We start from the raw sequence: 17,945 nt of genomic DNA, 5'->3' as shown, positions 1-17,945 counted from the left end.
ATACGGGACCGCTGGTCAAGTGGCAGAGTGCGGACTAGCGTTGTCCGCATGGGAGTACAGCGCGCGCAGGCACAGCAGCAGGTTGCCGATCTCCCCGACGGCTTCGGTGTCGCGGTCGTGCGGGAAGACGGTGCATGGCGCTGCGCCCCGCTGAAGCGCACCGCGCTGGTGGATCTGACCGCCGCGGAGACCGAACTTCGTGAACTCCGTTCCGCCGGTGCGGTTTTCGGACTGCTCAACGTTGACGACGAGTTCTTCGTGATTGTCCGCCCGGCCCCGTCCGGCGCTCGCCTGCTGCTGTCGGATGCCACCGCGGCGCTGGATTACGACATCGCGGCCGACGTGCTGGAGAAGCTCGACGCCGACTTGAGCCTGGAAGAGCTGGAAGAAGACGACCCCTTCGAAGAGGGCGACCTCGGACTGTTGTCCGACCTGGGCCTGCCGGAGGCCGTACTCGGCGTCATCCTCGCCGACGACGAATACGCCGACGAACAACTCAGCCGCATCGCCCAGGAGATGGGCTTCAACGACGAACTCGTGGCGGTGCTGGACAAGATGGGGCGGTGAGCTCCGCCGACGAACGGCTGATCCGGCTGGCGCTGGAGGCCGCCGAACTCGCCGGTGCCGACGACGTTCCGATCGGCGCAGTGGTTGTTTCAGCGGACGGGGCCGAGCTGGCCCGGGCGGCCAACGCCCGCGAATCATTGGGTGACCCGACCGCGCACGCGGAAATCCTGGCGCTGCGCGCGGCTGCCGCGGTACACGGCGACGGCTGGCGGCTCGAGGGTGCGACGCTGGCGGTCACCGTCGAGCCGTGCACCATGTGCGCGGGCGCGCTCGTGATGTCCCGCGTGGCCCGGGTGGTATTCGGGGCGTGGGAGCCCAAGACCGGCGCCGTCGGCTCGCTGTGGGATGTGGTCCGGGACCGGAGGCTGACGCACCGACCGGAGGTCCGCGGTGGGGTGCTGGAGGCCGAGTGTGCGGCGTTGATGGAGGGGTTCTTCGAGCGCCAGCGGTAATCGGCGACCGGATCAGCTGGTCAGAGCCCGATTAGGGCGAGACACCGTGTGGCCGGTAAGCTGCCACACGGTGGCGTGTCCGAGCGGCCTAAGGAGCACGCCTCGAAAGCGTGTGTGGGGTAACCCCCCACCGAGGGTTCAAATCCCTCCGCCACCGCCACGTTGTACGTGATGGAGCCCCGGAGAACGAAAGTTCTTTCGGGGCTCCACCTCATTCCGGGGGACTGGCGAAGAATGCGTCCATGCCCTCGATGTCGGACAGGTACGTCTCGATCCTGCTGATTTTGCCCTGCTTGACGGTGCATACGGTGGCCAGGTGCTCGTCGAGGACAAGGTCGCCGCGGGTGGCCTGATTGTGTATTGCGAGGGCAAAATTGTCTCTGCTGAACAGTACGTGTTCGAGGGTGAAGCTGGGTCCGTAGCTGGCGATCAAGGCTGCTCGGGCGAGCACGTCGGTCAATCCTTCCGCGGCCCCTGAGATGTGGTTGTCGCCGGGGAGGACCCATGCGACGTCGGAATGCAGGATCGTGGCGAGTTGATCCCAGTCCCGATGCAGCAACGCGCTGTGGAAGATCTGGGCGAGTTTCTGGTTGACCGCTGCGATCGTGGTCATCGGCAACTCCGTCCTGAAGAATGGTCCAGTGGGTATGTCCCGCGTGGCCAGGCTGCGGCGATCAGACCCGTATGCCATTGCGGTGCAGTTCGACTCACCAGTTGCTGTGAGGCCCGGCTAGTTGTCGATCACTGCCTGTGCCAATGCGTCGATGCCGGCCAGCCGCTGTGTCAGTTCGGCGGTCAGCCGATACCGAGTGGCTAGGGCTCTCGGCGCGGTGTAGCTGATCTTTGTGGCGGTCCCGTCGCTCCACACCAGAATTTTCAGGGGTAGATCGAGTGCTGCGAGCGGATTGGCCACCATCACCGGGGTGCCGCCAAGGGGACTGCCGAAGACGACAAGTTTGGTGTCGCGCATTTCGAGCCCGACCTCGGCAGCTTCGCCGCTGTGGTCGATGACGGAGAAAACCTTCATGTTCCGTGCGGCGATCTCGGTCATCAGGCGGGCCAGGGTATCGGTGACTGACCGGGGACTGGCCTTTGTCACCACGTGGTCTTCGTCGCGGCTGTGTTCCTCAGATTGCATCGCGTTCATGCTCTTCCACCGTTGACGACACTGCGCTACCAGGAACTCAAAGTTGAAATACCAGTGTCGGACCATCCGCCGTGAGTGTGGCCGCCGCCGATCGGGGTTGCCGCCGCAGGCCGCGGTGCCAGGGAAGACATCGTCGTCAGCCCTGGCGCCTGCGGCGGCGTGCCGAGGGATCAGAACGGGTTGTCAGGCCCGCCCTCGGTCGGGTTGTCGAAGTCGTCGGTACCCGATGCGGTGTGCGAGATGTCGTGGCCTTCGCCGACCCGGACGCAGCCGGCGGTGCAGTCCTGCATCACGATGGTCTCCGGTCCACCGTGCACCACCCGCCACTTCCACGCGGTCTGGATGATGTTCTGCTCGACGAGTACCTCGGCACGGTCACCGACGGTGCAGTTCATCGAGCGGTCGCCGGAGTCGCTGGTCTCGTGCAGCAGCTCGTTCTCGGTCAGCCCGAGCGGGTTGCGGATCAGCCGCACCCCGAAGCGCTCGGTCTTGTCGTGAGCGTGCAGCCGCTCGGCGATGCCGGCCAGGACGATCGCGTCGTCGTCGGACAGCGGCTCGGTGTCACCGAAGTCGTCGGGCTCGGCGAACTCCATGCCGACGAGACCCAGTCCACTCGCTGCCGACTCGTCGAACCGGAACGCGGTGCCGCTCAGGTCGGATAATGCCGAACGGTCGATCGGCGAGGTCTTGGTCCCGCGCGGAGAACGCACGAGGTGTTCGACGAACACCTCGCCGGGCTCGGGGTTGAAGTGCTTGTGCAGCAACCAGATTCCGAAACGCTGCCACGCCTCGGTGGTCACCAGATACTTGCCCAGGTCCTCGAGGCAGGCCTGGTCGTCGGCGCGCAATTCGCCGACGTCGGTGGCGTCCATGTCGCGCAACGCCTCGTAATCCTCAACATCATGGTCACGCATTACCAGCATCGCACGCTCCTTAGATATGTGATTGTCGAAGAGAATTCCAACCAGTCGGTGGACAAGCCGATGTTAAACAACAGCAACGGGTTTCGCGCGGGGTTTGAGCCGACCCCGGCCGCCGCGACGTGGCGCATACCAACCGTTCACCTGACGTTTGGCTGGCCGACGACTGCCGCTGAGCGCTGCGTAGCGGCCCGGGTCAGTGGGACTGCTCGAACTGCAGCCGGTGCAGCTGGGCGTAGACGCCATCGAGTCGCATCAGTTCCTCGTGCGAGCCGTCTTCCACCACGACGCCCTCTTTGACGACGATGATCTTGTCTGCGCCACGCAATGTACTGAGTCGGTGGGCGATGGTGATCACGGTGCGGCCCTCCATGAGTCGTTCGAGGGCTTCGATCACCAGATGCTCGGACTCGGCGTCCAGTGCCGCGGTCGGTTCGTCGAGGATGAGGATCGGATTGTTGCGGATGAGCGCCCGCGCGATCCCGATGCGCTGGCGCTGGCCGCCGGAGAGCGTCGAGCCCCGATCGCCCACCAAGGTGCAGTAGCCGTCAGGCATGCGATCGATGAACTCGTCCGCATTGGCCATTTTGGCGGCCAGGATGATGTCGTCCTCGGTGGCGTCCGGGCAACCGAAGGCGATGTTCTCCCGGATGGTCCCGCGCAACAGCACCGTGTTCTGCAGGACGAAACCGATCTGGGTGCGCAGCCCGTGCAAGGTGTAGTCGGCGGTATCAACGCCGTCGATGGTGATCCGGCCGCCGTCCAGGTTCCGGAACCGCGGGATGAGGCTGACCAGCGTGGATTTGCCGCTACCGGTGGGGCCCACGATGCCCACCATCTGTCCGGGCTCGACGCTGAACGAAATATCCTTGAGCACAGGTGTTTTCGAGTCGTAGCTGAACGACACGTGGTCGAACGTGATCGCGCCCTTGAAGGGCGGCGGGTCGAGTGGTGCGGGGCGCTCGGGGATCGTGACGTCGGCGTCGCACACCGCCGTGACGCGTTGGAACCCGACCGACACCTGGGCGAGGGTGTTCGTCATCTGCGACAGCGTCCGCACCGGTTGGAAGAAGCGGGCAAGGTACGAGAGAAACACGGTCAGCGCACCTGCCGTCATCCCGCCGTGCAGAACGAGCAGTGCGCCGCGCCACAGCACCAGCCCCGTGCATGCCGCGACGATCACACTCACCACCGGCGAGAGCAGCGCGGAGACCCGTCGGGTCTTCAGCCAGGCCGTGACGGTGTCCCGGCTGACGGCCTGCACCTTCTGATCGGTGTAGTCCTCGCGGGAGTACGCCTGCACCACCTCGATCGACTGCAGCCCTTCCTGCAACGTGGAGAGCAGGTCCGACTGCCGCGTGCGAACCTCGGCGACCGACGTTTTGATCGCCTTGTTGACGCGGATCAGGAAGATGATCAGAAGCGGAGCCACGGCGAGTGCGATGAGAGCGAAATCCCAACGCAGCATGAGCATCACCACGACCATCGCGACGAGGGTCATGGTGTCGGTGAGCATGTTGAGCGTCGACGTCGACGCGAAACTCTGGATCGTCTGCACGTCGGTGGTGAGGGTGCTCAAAATGGTGCCGACCCGGTTGGTGTCGTAATACGCGAGCGACAGTTCTTGTAGATGGTGGTAGAGCCGCACGCGCAGATCGTTTCCGATGCACTGCCCCAGCCGTTCGGTCGTATAGCTGGCGACGTAGAAGGCCGCGCCACTGACCAATGCGATCGCCACCGTGGCCACTCCGGCAGCGGCCGCGATGTGCGCCTTCTGGTGGCCACCCATCATCGGCACCAGCCAGGCGATCCATTTCGGCGGCGGGTCGCCGGCGACGACGTTGTCCAGCACCACCTTCAGCGGCCAGGGCATGGCCAGGCTCATGAGCATCGACACCAGGGTGGCTCCCAGAATGACCGCAATCAGTTGCCGATGGGCCTTCAAGAGTTCGCGAAGAAGAGGGGGCACGGCAGGTCGTCTCCTGTGAGCAGTGCGATTAGCCGAACCGTAGCAGCGCGCGGCATCGCCGGCGGTGCTTGTTGGGACATTGTTCAATCGACATCTTCCGAGGTAACGACCGATACTCGTGCAACAGCGCAATCGCCCGGAGGGAGCGTCCGGTGGAGATGTTCAAGACCTCGATCAATTGGGGCAATCAGCTCGCCGAGTCGGCTTGGTGGGTCATCGAAGCCTGGGCGATCAGCGCGGCGTGCGTGCTCGTGCTGGCGCTTCTGCTGATCCGCCGTGTCGGCTGGGCGAAGCGGTTCTGGCGCGTCACCGGTGGCTATTTCACCGGCGCAGACAGCTGGCCGGTGTGGGGAATGCTCGGGGTGCTACTGCTCTCGGTGATCCTCGAAGTGCGGATCGCGGTCCTGCTCAGCTACTACAACAACGACCTGTTCTCGGCGCTGCAAGTCGCGTTCCACGGCGCGGGCGCGCACAACGCCGCCGAGCGCAACTCGGGCATACACGGCTTTTGGATGGCGATCGTCACCTTCTGCATCCTCGCCGCGATCCACATCGCGCGAATCGTGTTCGACACCTACCTGACTCAGCGATTCATCATCCGCTGGCGGGTATGGCTGACTCGCCGGCTGACCGCGGACTGGCTGACCGACCGGGCCTATTACCGCAACCGGTTCGTCGAGCCCAGCGTGGACAACCCCGACCAGCGCATCCAGCAGGACATCGACATGTTCACCACCGGGGTGGGTACCGGCCCCAACGTCCCCACCTACTACTCCCAGAGCATGTTGTTGTTCGGCGCGATCAACTCGGTGGTGTCGGTGGCGTCCTTCGCCGTGATCCTGTGGCGCCTTTCGGGCACCCTGACCGTATTCGGCGTCGGCATTCCCAAGGCGTTGTTCTGGATCGTCATCGTGTATGTGGTGACCGCGTCGTTGATCGCATTCCGGATCGGCCATCCGCTCATCCGGCTCAGCTTCCGCAACGAACAGACGAACGCGGCATTCCGGTACGCGTTGGTGCGGTTGCGGGATGCTGCCGAGGCAGTCGGCTTCTATCGCGGCGAACGTGCCGAGCGAAAGTTGTTGGAGCACAGGTTTTCCGCGGTCATCGCGAACTACCGACGCTACGTCCGCAGGACGCTCGGGCTGATCGGCTGGAACTACTCGGTGACCGAGACGATTCTGCCGCTACCGTACGTGCTGCAGGCCCCCAGGCTGTTCGCCGGCACGATCAAGTTGGGTGACGTGACCCAGTCCGCCGGTGCCTTCGGCAAGATCGAGTCAGGGCTGTCGTTCTTCCGCAATGCGTACAGTCAGTTCGCGAGCTACGAAGCCGCGATCATTCGACTGGACGGGCTGATCGAGGCCAACGAACGCGCCCGCCGGCTGCCGGTGCTCGAGGCACTGCCGAGTGCCGGCGGCGCAGTCGTATTGACCGGAGTCGAGGTGTCCACGCCCGCGGGAGAACCGTTGATCGGTGGCCTCGATCTGCGTCTGGAGCCGGGGGAGTCCATCGCCATCACGGGCGCGTCCGGCAGCGGGAAGACCACCCTGCTGCGGAGTCTTGCCGGGTTGTGGCCGGCCGCGACCGGGCAGTGGCAGCGGCCAGCCGACGGTTCCGGCACGATGTTCGTCTCGCAGATGCCGTACCTGCCGCTCGGCGATCTGCGCACGGTGGTTTCGTATCCCGCCGAATCCGGCGACATCGCTGATGAGTCGCTGCGGCATGTGCTCACCCGAGTTTCCTTGCCGCACTTGCGTGATCGGCTCGACGAGGAGCAGGACTGGGCCAAGGTCTTGTCGCCGGGGGAACAGCAGCGCATCGCGTTCGCCCGGGTGCTGCTCACGAGACCCGCAGCCGTGTTCCTCGATGAAGCGACCTCGGCGCTGGATGAGGGCCTGGCCTTCGCGCTGTATGAACTGCTGAGCACCGAGCTCAGCGATGCCGTCGTGGTCAGTGTCAGCCACCACCGGTCGTTGGTGGCTCAGCACCAGAACCAGCTGGAGCTGCTGGGCGGCGGCGCCTGGCGGCTCGGTCCGGTGCTGCAGGCCCGATAGGTCGCCGCCCTGGGACTGCAGAGCCGCCGAAAACGCGAAGGCCAGACCCCGGACGGGGTCTGGCCTTCGCGTCTGCTGAGCAGAATCAGTGGCCGACGTTGAAGTTCGTGCCACCGCCGACGTTGCCGCCGCCGACCGGGGTGTTCACTCCGGCGCCGGTGTTGGAATTGAAGCCGGCACCGCCGATGCCGAGGTCGGTTCCGCCGCCGGTGTTGAAGCTGCTGCCCCCGAGTGGGGTGTTGATCGCGGCGCCGCCGCCGGCGTTGGCTCCCTCGCCGAAGATGGGGATCATGCTGAGCGGGTTCGGCACATCGATATTGCTCGAGGTGCCGGTGGTGAAGCTGCTCTGGCCGACCGGGGTCGCAACCGCGGCACCGGTACCGGAGGTGACGTCAGCGCCGCCGGTGCCGAGGTCGGTTCCGCCGCCGGCGTTGGCTCCGTCGCCGAAGGTGGGGAGCATGTCGAGCGGGTTGGGCAGGCCGAGGTCGGCTCCGCCGCCGATGTTGCTGTTGCCGACCGGGGTGGTCACTGCAGCGCCGCTGTCGCCGGCGAAGTCGTCGTCGGCCCAAGCCGCGCCCGCGGCAGCGAGGGGGATCAGCGCGAAGGCCGAGGCGGCAACGAATCCGGCCAAAAGACCGCGGCGTCCTGAGGTGCTCGTCAAGAGGTACTCCAATCGTGGTTCTATCGCATGTGGCCGGTGGACGATAGAAGGTCATGTCGGTTGCCCGACCACAGCCCTGATATCGCCGACCCCGGTTCCCCCGTTACATCAGCAAAGCAGCTGGTTAACACAAAACAATTTGCCGAGCGTTCCAATTTGGTCACGTGCACTGGGAATATGCTGGAGAAAGTGGCCGTCTGCGCGGTTCGCTGTAGAGAAACTCCGCTATTCGCGTCGCGCCGGGTCAGTGAGCCTGCAGAACCGCTACCCCGTACCACTGGCACAACAGCAAGGCCATCTCGACGTCGAGACGATCGGCACCGAGCGGGCGTCCCCGGCGTTCGAGGGCCCGGCCGACCCGGTACTTCACGGTGTTGAAATGCACCACCAGCTCGTCGGCCGCCGCGGTGTAGCTACCGCCATGCCGCAGGAACACCTGCAACGTCTCCCGCAGGCGGGCGTCGTTGGCGCTGGACCCGGCCAACGGGCCGAGGACCGCGAGGACGAACTCCCGCGCGTCGTCCTGGTTCTCGCCCATCAGCGCGGCCGCGGCGAAGCCCGGGGCGTCGGCCGCCGTGACGCCGGCCAGGTTGGCCGCCACTGCGACGCTGTGTGCGCGAAGGGCCTGCCGGTGCGACCGGCGGAAACCGTCGACGTTCGGTAGTGGGGTGCCGACCGCGATGGCGGGCGCGCCGGGGTGGGAGTCCGTGAACTGCCGCAGCTGTCCCGATGCGTCCGGCGCGGTGGCGCCGGACAGTGGCAGCCAGCCCCAGCCGGTCCGCTGGTCGACGGCCAAAAACAGTGGGCTGCCCTGCGTACCAACATGATCGGCGGCCGCGCGCAGGAACTGTTCGAGCTTGGCCAGCGCATCGTCGTGCCCGGCGACGTGCCCACCGTCGGTAGGCCACCACAGCACGACGGCCAGATGGTGGCGGCGCATCGGATAGCGGATCGCGGCCGTCACGGCCTCGGGGTCGGAGTCGTTGCCGGACAGCACTTCCCGCACCCGGAGTGCCTGAGTGCTGTTGCGGTTGGCCAGCCAGCGATCGCGCTCGTCCTCGTAGACCGTGACGACCTGCTGTGAGATCCAGTCGATGTAACGGAACGTCACCGACGTCAGCCGCTCGAAGATCGCCAGGCTGGTCTGCGGCGCGAAGCCGGCCCGGTTGATCTCCTCGCCCGCGACGTCGAGTACCAGCGCGTGGCCGATGCGGTAGGCCCGGGTGAGGGCGTTCATCGGCACCCCGCGCTGCGCGAGCCGACGGGCGTATTCCAGCGCGGCGGTCGGCGCTTCGATGTTGTCCAGAGATATGTCGTAGCGCAGTGCGTGAAATATGGTGTCGACGTTGCCCGCGACGCTGGCGCGGAGCAGTTCGACTATCTCGGAATCGCCACGTAGTTCGGTGATATCGCTGGCCAGGCGGTGCCCGACGGAGCGCGCCACCTCAGCCTGGCGGGCGATGAGACGGGCCATGATCGTGGTGTTGGCCTCGCTGACCGCCGGATCCATGTGCCGACTGTAGGGCCAATCTTTGTGCTGAGCGTACAAATCCGCGGATAAAGTTAATCGGCGCAGAACGGGGTGGCGAACGCCACTCGATTTCTATTGTTGTGACATGAATCTCGCCTCCCTGCCCGACCGCCGCGCCGCCGCGGCGCCGCACGCGCCGGCTGTCGCTGACGACCACACGAACCTCGACAACACCGCTTTCCTCGACGCCGTCCGGCGCGCTGCCGGGGCGCTGCATCAGCGTGGCGTACGCGCCGGAGACGTCGTCGGCATCATGCTGCCCAACTGCGCGGCCTTCGTGGTGACCCTGTTCGCCACCTGGCGGCTGGGCGCCGTCGCGACGCCCATCAGCCCGACGCTGGTGCCCGCGGAGGTTGCCTACCAAGTGGCCGACGCCGGCGCCGTCGTACTCGTCGTCGATCGCGACGTCGACTCCGACATCCCCGTCCTGCACGTCGACGACATGGGTGGCGAGCCCCGGACCACCGACCCCGTGGTCGGTACCGACGACGACCTGGCCCTGCTGATCTACACCAGCGGCACGACGGGGCGACCCAAGGGCGTCATGCTCGACAAGGCGAACCTGAATGCCATGTGCGCCATGGTGATCGAAGGGTTCGAGCTGTCCGAATCCGACCACAGCCTGCTCATCCTGCCGTTGTTCCACGTGAACGGCATCGTGGTCAGCGTGCTGTCGCCGCTGCTCGCCGGCGGACGGGCCACGATCGCGGGCCGGTTCAATCCCGCGACGTTCTTCGAGCGCCTGGAATCCAGCCGCGCCACCTACTTCTCCGCCGTGCCAACTATTTACACCATGCTCTTGGGCCTGCCGCCGGAGGTGCGACCCGACACCTCGGCGGTGCGGTTTGCCGTCTGCGGTGCCGCGCCGGCCAGCATCGAGCTGCTCGAGGGATTCGAAAGGCGTTACGGCATTCCCCTGGTCGAGGGCTACGGACTATCCGAGGGGTCGTGCGCCAGCACAGGCAACCCGCTGAATGGGCCGCGCAAGGTCGGCACTGTCGGAATTCCCTTACCGGGACAGGAAATTCGCATCGTCGACGTGGCCGGTGCAGAGGTGCCGCAGGGCGAGCTCGGCGAAGTGGTCATCAAGGGGCCCAACGTCATGCGTGGCTACCTGAACCGCCCCGAGGAGACCGAGAAGACCCTGAAGGACGGCTGGCTGCACACCGGCGACGTCGGCCGGTTCGACGAGGACGGCTACCTGGTCCTGGTCGACCGGGCCAAGGACATGATCATCCGCGGCGGCGAGAACATCTATCCCAAAGAGATCGAGACCGTCGTCTACCAGGTGGCCGGGGTCGCCGAGGCCGCCGTCGTCGGACGGGCCAGCGGCCTGTATGGCGAAGAACCCGTCCTGTTCGTCTCCGCGCATCCCGGTGCCGACCTCGACGTCGAGGGCATCGCCGCACATCTGACGGCGTCACTGTCGAAATACAAACTGCCCGTGGACATCACCATGCTCGAGGCACTGCCGAAGAACCCCGTCGGCAAGATCGACAAGCCGTCCCTGCGCAAAGCCCTCACCACCACCGATCCGCGAATCTAGCCTGATACCGCCAAAGGAGCTCACATCATGGGATTCATCGAACCGACCTTGCCGAAGGTCGACCTGGAAGAGTTTCTCCGGATGCCCCTGCGGGACCGGCTGCGAATCATGTGCCTGAAATGGGTGGACGAGGGGTACGGCGCACCGCGCATGATCCACGTCCTGTACATCGTCAAGCTCGTGTTCTTCTACGGTATCGGTGGCGTAGCGATCGCCACCTGGACGTCACACCTGCCGGCGTTCTGGCACGTGTCGCTGTGGTGGAACCAGCCGATCGTGTACCAGAAGGTGATCCTGTGGACCGTCCTCCTGGAACTCATCGGGTTCGCGGGCTCCTGGGGTCCGCTGGCCGGTAAGACCAAGCCGATGACGGGCGGGTTCCGGTTCTGGGCCAAGCCCAACACCATTCGGCTACGGCCGTGGAAGGCGGTGCCGTTCACGAACGGCGACCGGCGCACCTGGTTCGACATCATCGTGTACCTGGCCCTGATGGCCACCGTGTTCGTCGCCATGGTGCTGCCCGGGGTGCCCAGTGAATCATTGTCAAAAGCCTTGCCGAACAACACCTCCGGCCTGGTGAACCCGGCCCTCTTCGTGGCGCCGATCATCCTGTTCGTGCTGATCGGGCTGCGGGACAAGACGATCTTCCTGGCCGGCCGCGGCGAGCAGTACCTGCCGGCGCTGATCTTCTTCGCCACGTTGCCGTTCGTCAACATGATCATCGCCGGCAAGCTGCTGATCGGCACGGTCTGGATTTGGGCCGGTGTCTCGAAGTTCGGCCTGCACTTCACCAACGTCATTCCGCCGATGGTGAGCAACAGCCCCGCGATCCCGTTCACGTGGCTCAAGCGGGCCCACTACCGCAACTTCCCCGAGGACCTGCGTCCCTCGCACCTGGCCACCTTCATGGCGCACGGCCCGGGCAGCATCGTGGAAATCGCGGCGCCACTGGCCCTGCTGTTCTCGCCGTGGCCGTGGCTGTCGATCGCGGCCGCCGCCATCATGGTCAGCTTCCACCTGTTCATCATCTCGACATTCCCGCTGGCGGTACCGGTCGAATGGAACGTGCTGTTCGCCTACGCCACCATCTTCCTGTTCCTGGGTTTCCCCAACGGGGACGGCTACGCGGTGTGGGACATGAACCCGGGGTGGCTGGCCATCGTGCTCGCTGCTGCGTTGTCCTTCTTCCCGATCCTCGGCAACCTGCGCCCCGACCTGGTGTCGTTCCTGCCGGCCATGCGCCAGTACGCCGGCAACTGGGCCTCGGCGGTGTGGACCTTCACACCCGGGGCCGAGCAGAAGCTCAACCGCGTCACCCGGTCGTCGCCCAACTCGGCCGACCAGTACGTCGCCTTCGGCTGGGACCCGATCACCGCCGAGGTGTTCACCCAGCAGGTGACGGCGTGGCGGGCCATGCACAGCCAGGGGCGAGGCCTGTACTCGGTGCTGCTGAAATGCCTGCCCGACATCGATACTCGCGTGGTCCGCGAAGGCGAGATGTCGTGCAACACCATCATCGGCTTCAACTTCGGCGACGGGCACCTGCACAATGAGGATCTGATCCGGGCAATCCAGTCCGAGGCGCAATTCGAGCCGGGCGAGTTCGTCATCGCCTGGGTCGAATCGCAGCCGATCCACAAGATGACGCAGGAGTACAAGGTGATCGATGCGGCACTGGGCGTCATCGAGCGCGGCACCTGGAACGTGAAGGACCTGGTCGACGAGCAGCCGTGGCTGCCCAACGGGCCGATTCCGCTCAACGTCACCTGGCAGCGTGCCGGAGTCAACCACTGATGAGCACCGCGGTTGTGGTTGGCGGCGGGCCCAACGGGCTCGCCGCCGCCATCACCCTGGCCGCCAAGGGGGTCGACGTCACGGTGCTGGAGGCCGCGGACCGGATCGGTGGCGGTGTTCGCTCCAGTGAGTACGTCCTCCCGGGACTGGTGTTCGACGATTGCGCCGCCATCCACGTGATGCCGGCCGGTTCCACGTTCATCAAGGACTTCGGCCTGGACCGTTATGGCCTGCAATGGAAGTGGACCGAGATCGACTGCGTCCACCCACTCGACGACGGCAGCGCCGGGGCGCTCTACCGCTCGGTCGAGACCACGGCGACCGGCCTCGGGGTCGACGGATCGCGGTGGCAGCTGCTGTTCGGCGGACCGTCCCGCCGGTTCGACACCCTGTCCGAGGACATCATGGGCCCGCTGCTGCGGGTACCGCGGCATCCATTGGGGCTCGCCCGGTTCGGCGCGCCGACAGTGCTGCCGGCGGCCGCACTGGCCCGGGTGTTCCGTACGCCGCAGGCCCGCGCCCTCTTCGGAGGCGTTGCCGCGCACACCTTTCAACCGCTGCACCGCCCGCTCACCTCCGCGATCGGGCTGGGCATCATCACCGCCGGGCACGCCAACGGCTGGCCGGTGGCGGCGGGCGGATCGCAGGCGATCACCAACGCTCTCGAGGCGGTGCTGACCGAGCTGGGCGGCAAGATCGAGACGGGCGTGCGGGTGACCACCGCGTCCCAGCTGCCACCCGCTGACATCACCGTCTTCGATCTGTCGCCCACCGCCATCGCCGGGATTCTGGGGGATCGGCTGCCGAAGCGGGTGCGCCGCGCCTTCGACCGGTTCCGTTACGGCCCAGGCGCTTTCAAGGTCGACTTCGCGGTCGAGGGCGATGTGCCGTGGGCCAACCCCGCGGCCCGCCGGGCCGGCACCGTCCACCTGGGCGGTGATTTCGGTGAGATCGCCGCGACGGAGCGAGACATCCACGCGGGTCGGATGCCGCAGCGTCCCTTCGTGCTGGCGTTTCAGCAGTACCTGGCTGACCCGGATCGTTCGGTCGGCACCGTCAACCCGGTCTCGGCATATGCACACGTGCCCAATGGTTACGGCGGCGATGCCACCGAGGCGATCATCGCGCAGATCGAGCGGTTCGCTCCCGGGTTCCGCGATCGTATCGTCGGGCAGGCCGTGCGGTCGACCACCCAAATGTCCGTCTACAACACCAATTATGTCGGCGGTGACATCAACACCGGCGCCAAGGACATCCGCCAGCTGGCCTTCGGCCCACGAACCACGTTGTCGCCGTACACCATCGGCGTGCCTGGGATGTACATCTGCTCGGCGGCCACCCCGCCCGGTCCGGGTGGACACGGCATGTGCGGGGCCAACGCCGCCGCCGTGGCATTGGCCCGGCTCGCCAGGTAGCCCCGGCTATCCGCTCATCGGGGACTCTGCTGTGTGAGCAGCAGCTGCAGGGTTTCGCGAAGTGCGGCCAGACGCCGTTGCCCCAGAATCTTCAGCCAATCGGCTTCGATCGCAATGGCGTTGGTGCGCATCACTGCCAGTGCCTGCCTGCCTTGTGGGGTCAGCTCGATGAGCAACGTCCGGGCGTCGGAGGGGTCGCGGGTCCTGGTCACATAACCGTGTGGCTCCAGAGCCCGGATTGCCTGGGCCACGGCCTGTCTGGTGACGCCGAGGCGGTCGGCCAGCATGGAAGCATGCAGCGGGCCGCTGGCCAACGGCACGAGCGCGACGGCCTGTGCCGGCCGGATCCCCGTCAAGCCGGCACTGTCGAATGCCGCCCGCAACCGTGGTGCGGCGAGGCCCGCGACCATGTGCAGCAGGGCGGGCGTCGTCGGCTGCCAGCCGGTATCAGAGGATGCGTCCGCCACCAATCGAGTGTGCCACCATCCGTTAATTGACAAGTTACTTGTCAATTAATCGGGGTAGGTGCACGATGTGAGGCATGTTCCAGTCTGTGCGGCGGGCCTTGCTATTCGTGCTTGTTGTCGGCGTGGTCGCGGTGATCGGCGGTTGTCTCGGCCGCCAGTCGGCAACGGGTGCGCCGGAAAGCGGGATACCCACCGGGCAGTCGAATCACTCGGTGCAGGCCGGCGGGCTGACGCGGACCTTCCACATGTACCGCCCTGACGGGCTCAGCGGCGCGTCCCCGTTGGTCGTCATGTTGCACGGTGGCTACGGTGACGGAGCGCAAGCCGAGCGTGCCTACAACTGGGATGGCCAAGCGGACGCGGGGCGTTTCCTGGTCGCCTACCCCGACGGCATGGATCGTGCGTGGAACGCCGGAACCTGTTGCGGCATACCGAAGAACCGCGATATCGACGACGTCGGATTCATCACCGCGATGGTCGGAGCGATCGAGTCGCAGGTGCCGATCGACCCGGCCCGCATCTATGTGACCGGCATGTCCAACGGCGCCATGATGGCGCTGCGCCTCGGCTGTCAGACGGACCTGTTCGCCGCTATCGCGCCGGTCGCCGGGACACTGCTGACCGACTGCTCGCGGGCCGTCCCGACCTCGCTCCTGCAGATCCACGGCACTGCCGATGATCGCGTGCCCTTCGACGGCGGCCCGGGCAAGGCGAAAACCATTGCCGGCGCGCCGAATGTCGACGGACCGTCGGTGCCCGCGGTGAACGCGACGTGGCGCGGCATCGACGGCTGCGGGGCGCCCGCGACGTCCACCGCCGGCGCCGTGACGACGCAGACCGCCGACTGCCCCGGCGGCCGCGCCGTCGAGCTGATCAGCGTCGCCGGCGCCGGCCATCAGTGGCCCGGCGGGGTCCCGAGCCCGCTGGCGCAACGGCTCGGTGACCTGCCGCCGCCGTCGAGCGCCTTGAACGCCACCGACACCATCTGGCAGTTCTTCGCCGCGCACCCGCGCTGAGAACTGCGCGAATGTACGGAATGTCGAATAATCACTCGGAAAATCCCCGGATTGTCCGAGCATGGCGGGTGTGTCCTGGCGCACACTGAGGGCCGTGACCGCCGACGGTGAGGTGAGATGAGTCGACAATGGCGGGTTGCCCTCGCCCAGGCCAGCCCGTTACAGGGCGACGATCCGGTGGCCGAGCTGGCTGCTGACCTCGCGGCGATCCTCGCCGAGCGCCCGGACACCGAGATGGTGGTGTTCCCCGAGATTCATCTGCTGGGCGCGAGCGACGCCGCTGCCGATCCCCGGTCCTATTTCGACGCGGTCGCCGAGCCGCTCACCGGACCGCTCGTGCAGGCGCTCGGCGCCGTGGCCGCGGACGCCGGCGTCTGGCTGGTGCCCGGCTCCATCGCCGAGCGCGGCGACGACGGCCGGGTGTACAACACCGCGCTCGTCTTCGATCCCGACGGTCGTCTGGTGTCGTCGTACCGGAAGGTGTTCCCCTGGCGCCCGTACGAGCCGTGGGCGTCAGGCGCCGGCTTCACGGCATTCGACGTACCCGGTGTCGGCCGGATGGGCGTGAACATCTGCTACGACAGCTGGTTCCCCGAAGCGACCCGGCAGATCGCATGGCTCGGTGCGGAGGTGGTGTTCAACATCGTCAAGACGACGTCCGACGACCGCGAGCAGGAACTCGTCCTGGCCCGCGCCAACGCGATCACGAACCAGATCTACTACCTCAGCGTCAACGCCGCCGGGCCGCTCGGGCGAGGGCAGAGCATCTACGCCGGACCGGAGGGTGAGGTCCTCGCGCAGGCGGCGCACGCCGAGCCGGAGGTCACGCATCTGACGCTCGACCTCGACCGGGTGACCGCGGTGCGCACTCACGGCACCGCCGGGGTCAATCGGATGTGGGAGCAGTTGCACGCCGATGACGACCCGATCGATCTGCCCGTCTACGGCGGTCAGCTGGTCCACCAGCGGTGGCAGCCGCAGACCGTCAACCCCGAAGGACGCTCATGACCGAAACTGCCCAGCAGCACAGCGAGGCCGGCCACCTCAACGCCACGCTCGGCTTGGGTGGCGTGACGCTGTTCGGCCTCGCCTATATGGCGCCGATCATCGTCCTGGGCATTTTCGGCGTGATCGCCGAGGCGTCCGCGGGAGCCAGTGCCGGTTCGTATCTGCTGGCCACCGTGGCCATGCTGTTCACGGCCGCGAGCTACGCGAAGATGTCGGTGCACTATCCGGTCGCTGGCTCGTCGTACACGTACGTCCGCAAGTCCCTGGATTCGCGGCTCGGATTCCTGGTCGGCTGGACGATCCTGCTCGATTACCTGTTCCTGCCGCTGGTCATCTGGTTGATCGGCGCCGCGTACCTGACCGGTGAGTTTCCGTCGGTGCCGGCGTGGGTCTGGATCGTGGCGTTCATCGTCGTGACGACCGCGCTGAACATCATCGGACTCAAGGTGGCGGACAAGGCCAACTTGGTCCTGATGGCCTTGCAGTTCCTGGTGATCGCACTGTTCGTCGGTTTCGCGGTGGCTTATCTGGTGTCCCACCATGGCGGTGGCTCGCTGCTGTCCGTCACTCCGTTCAGCGGTACCGGTGGCTTCTCGGCGATCGCCGCGGGTGCGGCCATCGCGGCATACTCCTTTCTCGGCTTCGACGCCGTCAGCACGCTCACGGAGGACACCAAGAATCCGCAGCGCAACATCCCGCGCGCGATCATGCTCGTCGCCCTCATCGGCGGGGTGGTCTTCGTGGCGGTCGCGTACGTCCTGACGCTGGTTCAGCCCGGCGGCACATTCTCGAACGCTGATTCGCTGGCTGCGGACACGGCCCGGACCATCGGCGGGGCACTGTTCGCCGCGTTCTTCGTGGCCGGTTTGATCATCGGTCAGTTCACCTCGGGCCTGGCAGCGCAGGCCAGCGTGTCCCGGTTGCTGTATGCGATGGGCCGAGACTCGGTGTTGCCCAACAGATTCTTCGGCCGGCTCTCGCGGCGGCACTTCACGCCTGTCTTCAACATCGTGCTGTGCGGGCTGATCGGGCTGGGTGCGGTGTTCCTCAACGTCGCCACGTCGACGTCGTTCATCAACTTCGGCGCCTTCACGGCCTTCACGCTGGTGAACGTGTCGGTGATCGGCTACTTCGTCCGGCATCGCGACGAACAACGGCTGAATCCGCTGACGTATGTGGTGATTCCGTTGACCGGCGCGGTGGTGGACGTCTACCTGCTCACCCAACTCGGCAGTGCCGCACTGACTCTCGGGGTGATCTGGATGAGCATCGGTGTGGTCTATCTCCTGGTCCTCACCCGTGGTCTGCGCGTCCCGCCGCCGGAGCTGTCACTGGCTGAGTAGGCGTGCGCTGCTGCCCGCCCAGTGGAGCGCAGTACACGTCGAAGCGCTGCGC

Annotated in this window: 16 protein-coding genes and 1 tRNA gene; 10 read left to right on the top strand and 7 right to left on the bottom strand. The window is 66.3% G+C overall.

Annotation, left to right across the window (positions count from 1 at the left end; genetic code table 11):
* The first annotated feature begins 48 nt into the window (after nucleotides 1–48).
* The 3 genes from G6N59_RS14675 to G6N59_RS14665 all read left to right on the top strand — a co-directional run bounded on the left by G6N59_RS14675 (nucleotide 49) and on the right by G6N59_RS14665 (nucleotide 1,179).
* Nucleotides 49–567: a tRNA adenosine deaminase-associated protein gene (locus G6N59_RS14675; RefSeq protein ID WP_138232986.1), complete on the top strand. Its 519-nt coding sequence runs from the start codon at nucleotides 49–51 to the stop codon at nucleotides 565–567.
* Nucleotides 564–1,019: a nucleoside deaminase gene (locus G6N59_RS14670; RefSeq protein ID WP_138232985.1), complete on the top strand. Its 456-nt coding sequence runs from the start codon at nucleotides 564–566 to the stop codon at nucleotides 1,017–1,019. The genes G6N59_RS14675 and G6N59_RS14670 overlap by 4 nt, the downstream gene beginning before the upstream one ends.
* A gap of 69 nt (nucleotides 1,020–1,088) precedes the next feature.
* Nucleotides 1,089–1,179: transfer RNA gene (locus tag G6N59_RS14665), tRNA-Ser, on the top strand.
* Between the two features lie 51 nt (nucleotides 1,180–1,230).
* Here the strand turns inward: G6N59_RS14665 and G6N59_RS14660 are convergent.
* The 4 genes from G6N59_RS14660 to G6N59_RS14645 form a co-directional block, all read right to left on the bottom strand.
* Nucleotides 1,231–1,632, bottom strand: a complete 402-nt coding sequence (locus G6N59_RS14660) for a nuclear transport factor 2 family protein (protein ID WP_138232984.1) — start codon at nucleotides 1,630–1,632, stop codon at nucleotides 1,231–1,233.
* Nucleotides 1,633–1,749: 117 nt separating this feature from the next.
* Complete coding sequence (locus tag G6N59_RS14655) at nucleotides 1,750–2,070, bottom strand: DUF302 domain-containing protein (RefSeq protein WP_163911336.1); 321 nt, start codon at nucleotides 2,068–2,070, stop codon at nucleotides 1,750–1,752.
* 266 nt (nucleotides 2,071–2,336) lie between these two features.
* The gene (locus G6N59_RS14650) at nucleotides 2,337–3,089 is read right to left on the bottom strand and encodes a hypothetical protein (RefSeq protein ID WP_138232982.1); all 753 of its coding nucleotides are present in this window, start codon (nucleotides 3,087–3,089) and stop codon (nucleotides 2,337–2,339) included.
* 193 nt (nucleotides 3,090–3,282) lie between these two features.
* Nucleotides 3,283–5,055, bottom strand: a complete 1,773-nt coding sequence (locus tag G6N59_RS14645; RefSeq protein ID WP_138232981.1) for an ABC transporter ATP-binding protein — start codon at nucleotides 5,053–5,055, stop codon at nucleotides 3,283–3,285.
* 158 nt (nucleotides 5,056–5,213) lie between these two features.
* On the opposite strand from G6N59_RS14645, the gene G6N59_RS14640 reads away from it, so the two are divergent.
* Nucleotides 5,214–7,112, top strand: a complete 1,899-nt coding sequence (locus tag G6N59_RS14640) for an ABC transporter ATP-binding protein/permease (protein WP_138233307.1) — start codon at nucleotides 5,214–5,216, stop codon at nucleotides 7,110–7,112.
* 85 nt (nucleotides 7,113–7,197) lie between these two features.
* On the opposite strand, the gene G6N59_RS14635 is transcribed toward G6N59_RS14640, so the two are convergent.
* Both G6N59_RS14635 and G6N59_RS14630 read right to left on the bottom strand, forming a co-directional pair.
* Nucleotides 7,198–7,773: a hypothetical protein gene (locus G6N59_RS14635; protein WP_138232980.1), complete on the bottom strand. Its 576-nt coding sequence runs from the start codon at nucleotides 7,771–7,773 to the stop codon at nucleotides 7,198–7,200.
* A gap of 244 nt (nucleotides 7,774–8,017) precedes the next feature.
* Nucleotides 8,018–9,283: a PucR family transcriptional regulator gene (locus G6N59_RS14630; protein ID WP_138232979.1), complete on the bottom strand. Its 1,266-nt coding sequence runs from the start codon at nucleotides 9,281–9,283 to the stop codon at nucleotides 8,018–8,020.
* Nucleotides 9,284–9,389: 106 nt separating this feature from the next.
* Here G6N59_RS14630 and G6N59_RS14625 point away from each other — a divergent pair, with 106 nt between their 5' ends.
* The 3 genes from G6N59_RS14625 to G6N59_RS14615 are packed head-to-tail and all read left to right on the top strand — an operon-like array spanning nucleotide 9,390 to nucleotide 14,059.
* On the top strand, nucleotides 9,390–10,850 hold the full coding sequence (locus tag G6N59_RS14625) for a class I adenylate-forming enzyme family protein (RefSeq protein ID WP_138232978.1): 1,461 nt from the start codon (nucleotides 9,390–9,392) through the stop codon (nucleotides 10,848–10,850).
* A 27-nt stretch (nucleotides 10,851–10,877) separates the two neighbouring features.
* Nucleotides 10,878–12,644, top strand: a complete 1,767-nt coding sequence (locus G6N59_RS14620; protein WP_138232977.1) for a DUF3556 domain-containing protein — start codon at nucleotides 10,878–10,880, stop codon at nucleotides 12,642–12,644.
* Nucleotides 12,644–14,059 carry a phytoene desaturase family protein gene (locus G6N59_RS14615; protein WP_138232976.1) on the top strand — a complete coding sequence of 472 codons (1,416 nt, stop codon included), beginning with the start codon at nucleotides 12,644–12,646 and terminating at the stop codon, nucleotides 14,057–14,059. Before G6N59_RS14620 ends, G6N59_RS14615 begins: the two co-directional genes overlap by 1 nt.
* Nucleotides 14,060–14,073: 14 nt before the next feature.
* On the opposite strand, the gene G6N59_RS14610 is transcribed toward G6N59_RS14615, so the two are convergent.
* Nucleotides 14,074–14,469: a MarR family winged helix-turn-helix transcriptional regulator gene (locus tag G6N59_RS14610; RefSeq protein ID WP_138233306.1), complete on the bottom strand. Its 396-nt coding sequence runs from the start codon at nucleotides 14,467–14,469 to the stop codon at nucleotides 14,074–14,076.
* 131 nt (nucleotides 14,470–14,600) lie between these two features.
* Between G6N59_RS14610 and G6N59_RS14605 the strand changes: the two genes are divergently transcribed.
* The 3 genes from G6N59_RS14605 (at nucleotide 14,601) to G6N59_RS14595 (ending at nucleotide 17,893) form a co-directional block, all read left to right on the top strand.
* A complete protein-coding gene (locus G6N59_RS14605) occupies nucleotides 14,601–15,542 on the top strand; it encodes a CE1 family esterase (protein ID WP_138232975.1) in 942 nt (313 codons plus the stop codon).
* Nucleotides 15,543–15,659: 117 nt separating this feature from the next.
* Complete coding sequence (locus tag G6N59_RS14600) at nucleotides 15,660–16,550, top strand: carbon-nitrogen hydrolase family protein (protein WP_138232974.1); 891 nt, start codon at nucleotides 15,660–15,662, stop codon at nucleotides 16,548–16,550.
* Nucleotides 16,547–17,893, top strand: a complete 1,347-nt coding sequence (locus G6N59_RS14595) for an APC family permease (RefSeq protein WP_138232973.1) — start codon at nucleotides 16,547–16,549, stop codon at nucleotides 17,891–17,893. The genes G6N59_RS14600 and G6N59_RS14595 overlap by 4 nt, the downstream gene beginning before the upstream one ends.
* The last annotated feature ends 52 nt before the right edge of the window (nucleotides 17,894–17,945 follow it).

The sequence above is a fragment of the Mycolicibacterium aubagnense genome (assembly GCF_010730955.1).
GTDB classification, from domain to species: Bacteria; Actinomycetota; Actinomycetes; order Mycobacteriales; family Mycobacteriaceae; genus Mycobacterium; species Mycobacterium aubagnense.
Note: the sequence above shows the minus strand (reverse complement) of the source record. Positions and strands in the feature narration are given on the sequence as shown.

What these genes read in the sequence shown, in the direction of transcription:
- G6N59_RS14675 (WP_138232986.1), top strand. Translation starts at nt 49, where the DNA reads ATGGGAGTACAGCGCGCGCAGGCACAGCAGCAGGTTGCCGATCTCCCC.
- G6N59_RS14660 (WP_138232984.1), bottom strand. Translation starts at nt 1,632, where the DNA reads ATGACCACGATCGCAGCGGTCAACCAGAAACTCGCCCAGATCTTCCAC.
- G6N59_RS14655 (WP_163911336.1), bottom strand. Translation starts at nt 2,070, where the DNA reads ATGACCGAGATCGCCGCACGGAACATGAAGGTTTTCTCCGTCATCGAC.
- G6N59_RS14650 (WP_138232982.1), bottom strand. Translation starts at nt 3,089, where the DNA reads ATGCTGGTAATGCGTGACCATGATGTTGAGGATTACGAGGCGTTGCGC.
- G6N59_RS14640 (WP_138233307.1), top strand. Translation starts at nt 5,214, where the DNA reads ATGTTCAAGACCTCGATCAATTGGGGCAATCAGCTCGCCGAGTCGGCT.
- G6N59_RS14630 (WP_138232979.1), bottom strand. Translation starts at nt 9,283, where the DNA reads ATGGATCCGGCGGTCAGCGAGGCCAACACCACGATCATGGCCCGTCTC.
- G6N59_RS14625 (WP_138232978.1), top strand. Translation starts at nt 9,390, where the DNA reads ATGAATCTCGCCTCCCTGCCCGACCGCCGCGCCGCCGCGGCGCCGCAC.
- G6N59_RS14620 (WP_138232977.1), top strand. Translation starts at nt 10,878, where the DNA reads ATGGGATTCATCGAACCGACCTTGCCGAAGGTCGACCTGGAAGAGTTT.
- G6N59_RS14615 (WP_138232976.1), top strand. Translation starts at nt 12,644, where the DNA reads ATGAGCACCGCGGTTGTGGTTGGCGGCGGGCCCAACGGGCTCGCCGCC.
- G6N59_RS14610 (WP_138233306.1), bottom strand. Translation starts at nt 14,469, where the DNA reads ATGGTCGCGGGCCTCGCCGCACCACGGTTGCGGGCGGCATTCGACAGT.
- G6N59_RS14605 (WP_138232975.1), top strand. Translation starts at nt 14,601, where the DNA reads ATGTTCCAGTCTGTGCGGCGGGCCTTGCTATTCGTGCTTGTTGTCGGC.
- G6N59_RS14600 (WP_138232974.1), top strand. Translation starts at nt 15,660, where the DNA reads ATGAGTCGACAATGGCGGGTTGCCCTCGCCCAGGCCAGCCCGTTACAG.
- G6N59_RS14595 (WP_138232973.1), top strand. Translation starts at nt 16,547, where the DNA reads ATGACCGAAACTGCCCAGCAGCACAGCGAGGCCGGCCACCTCAACGCC.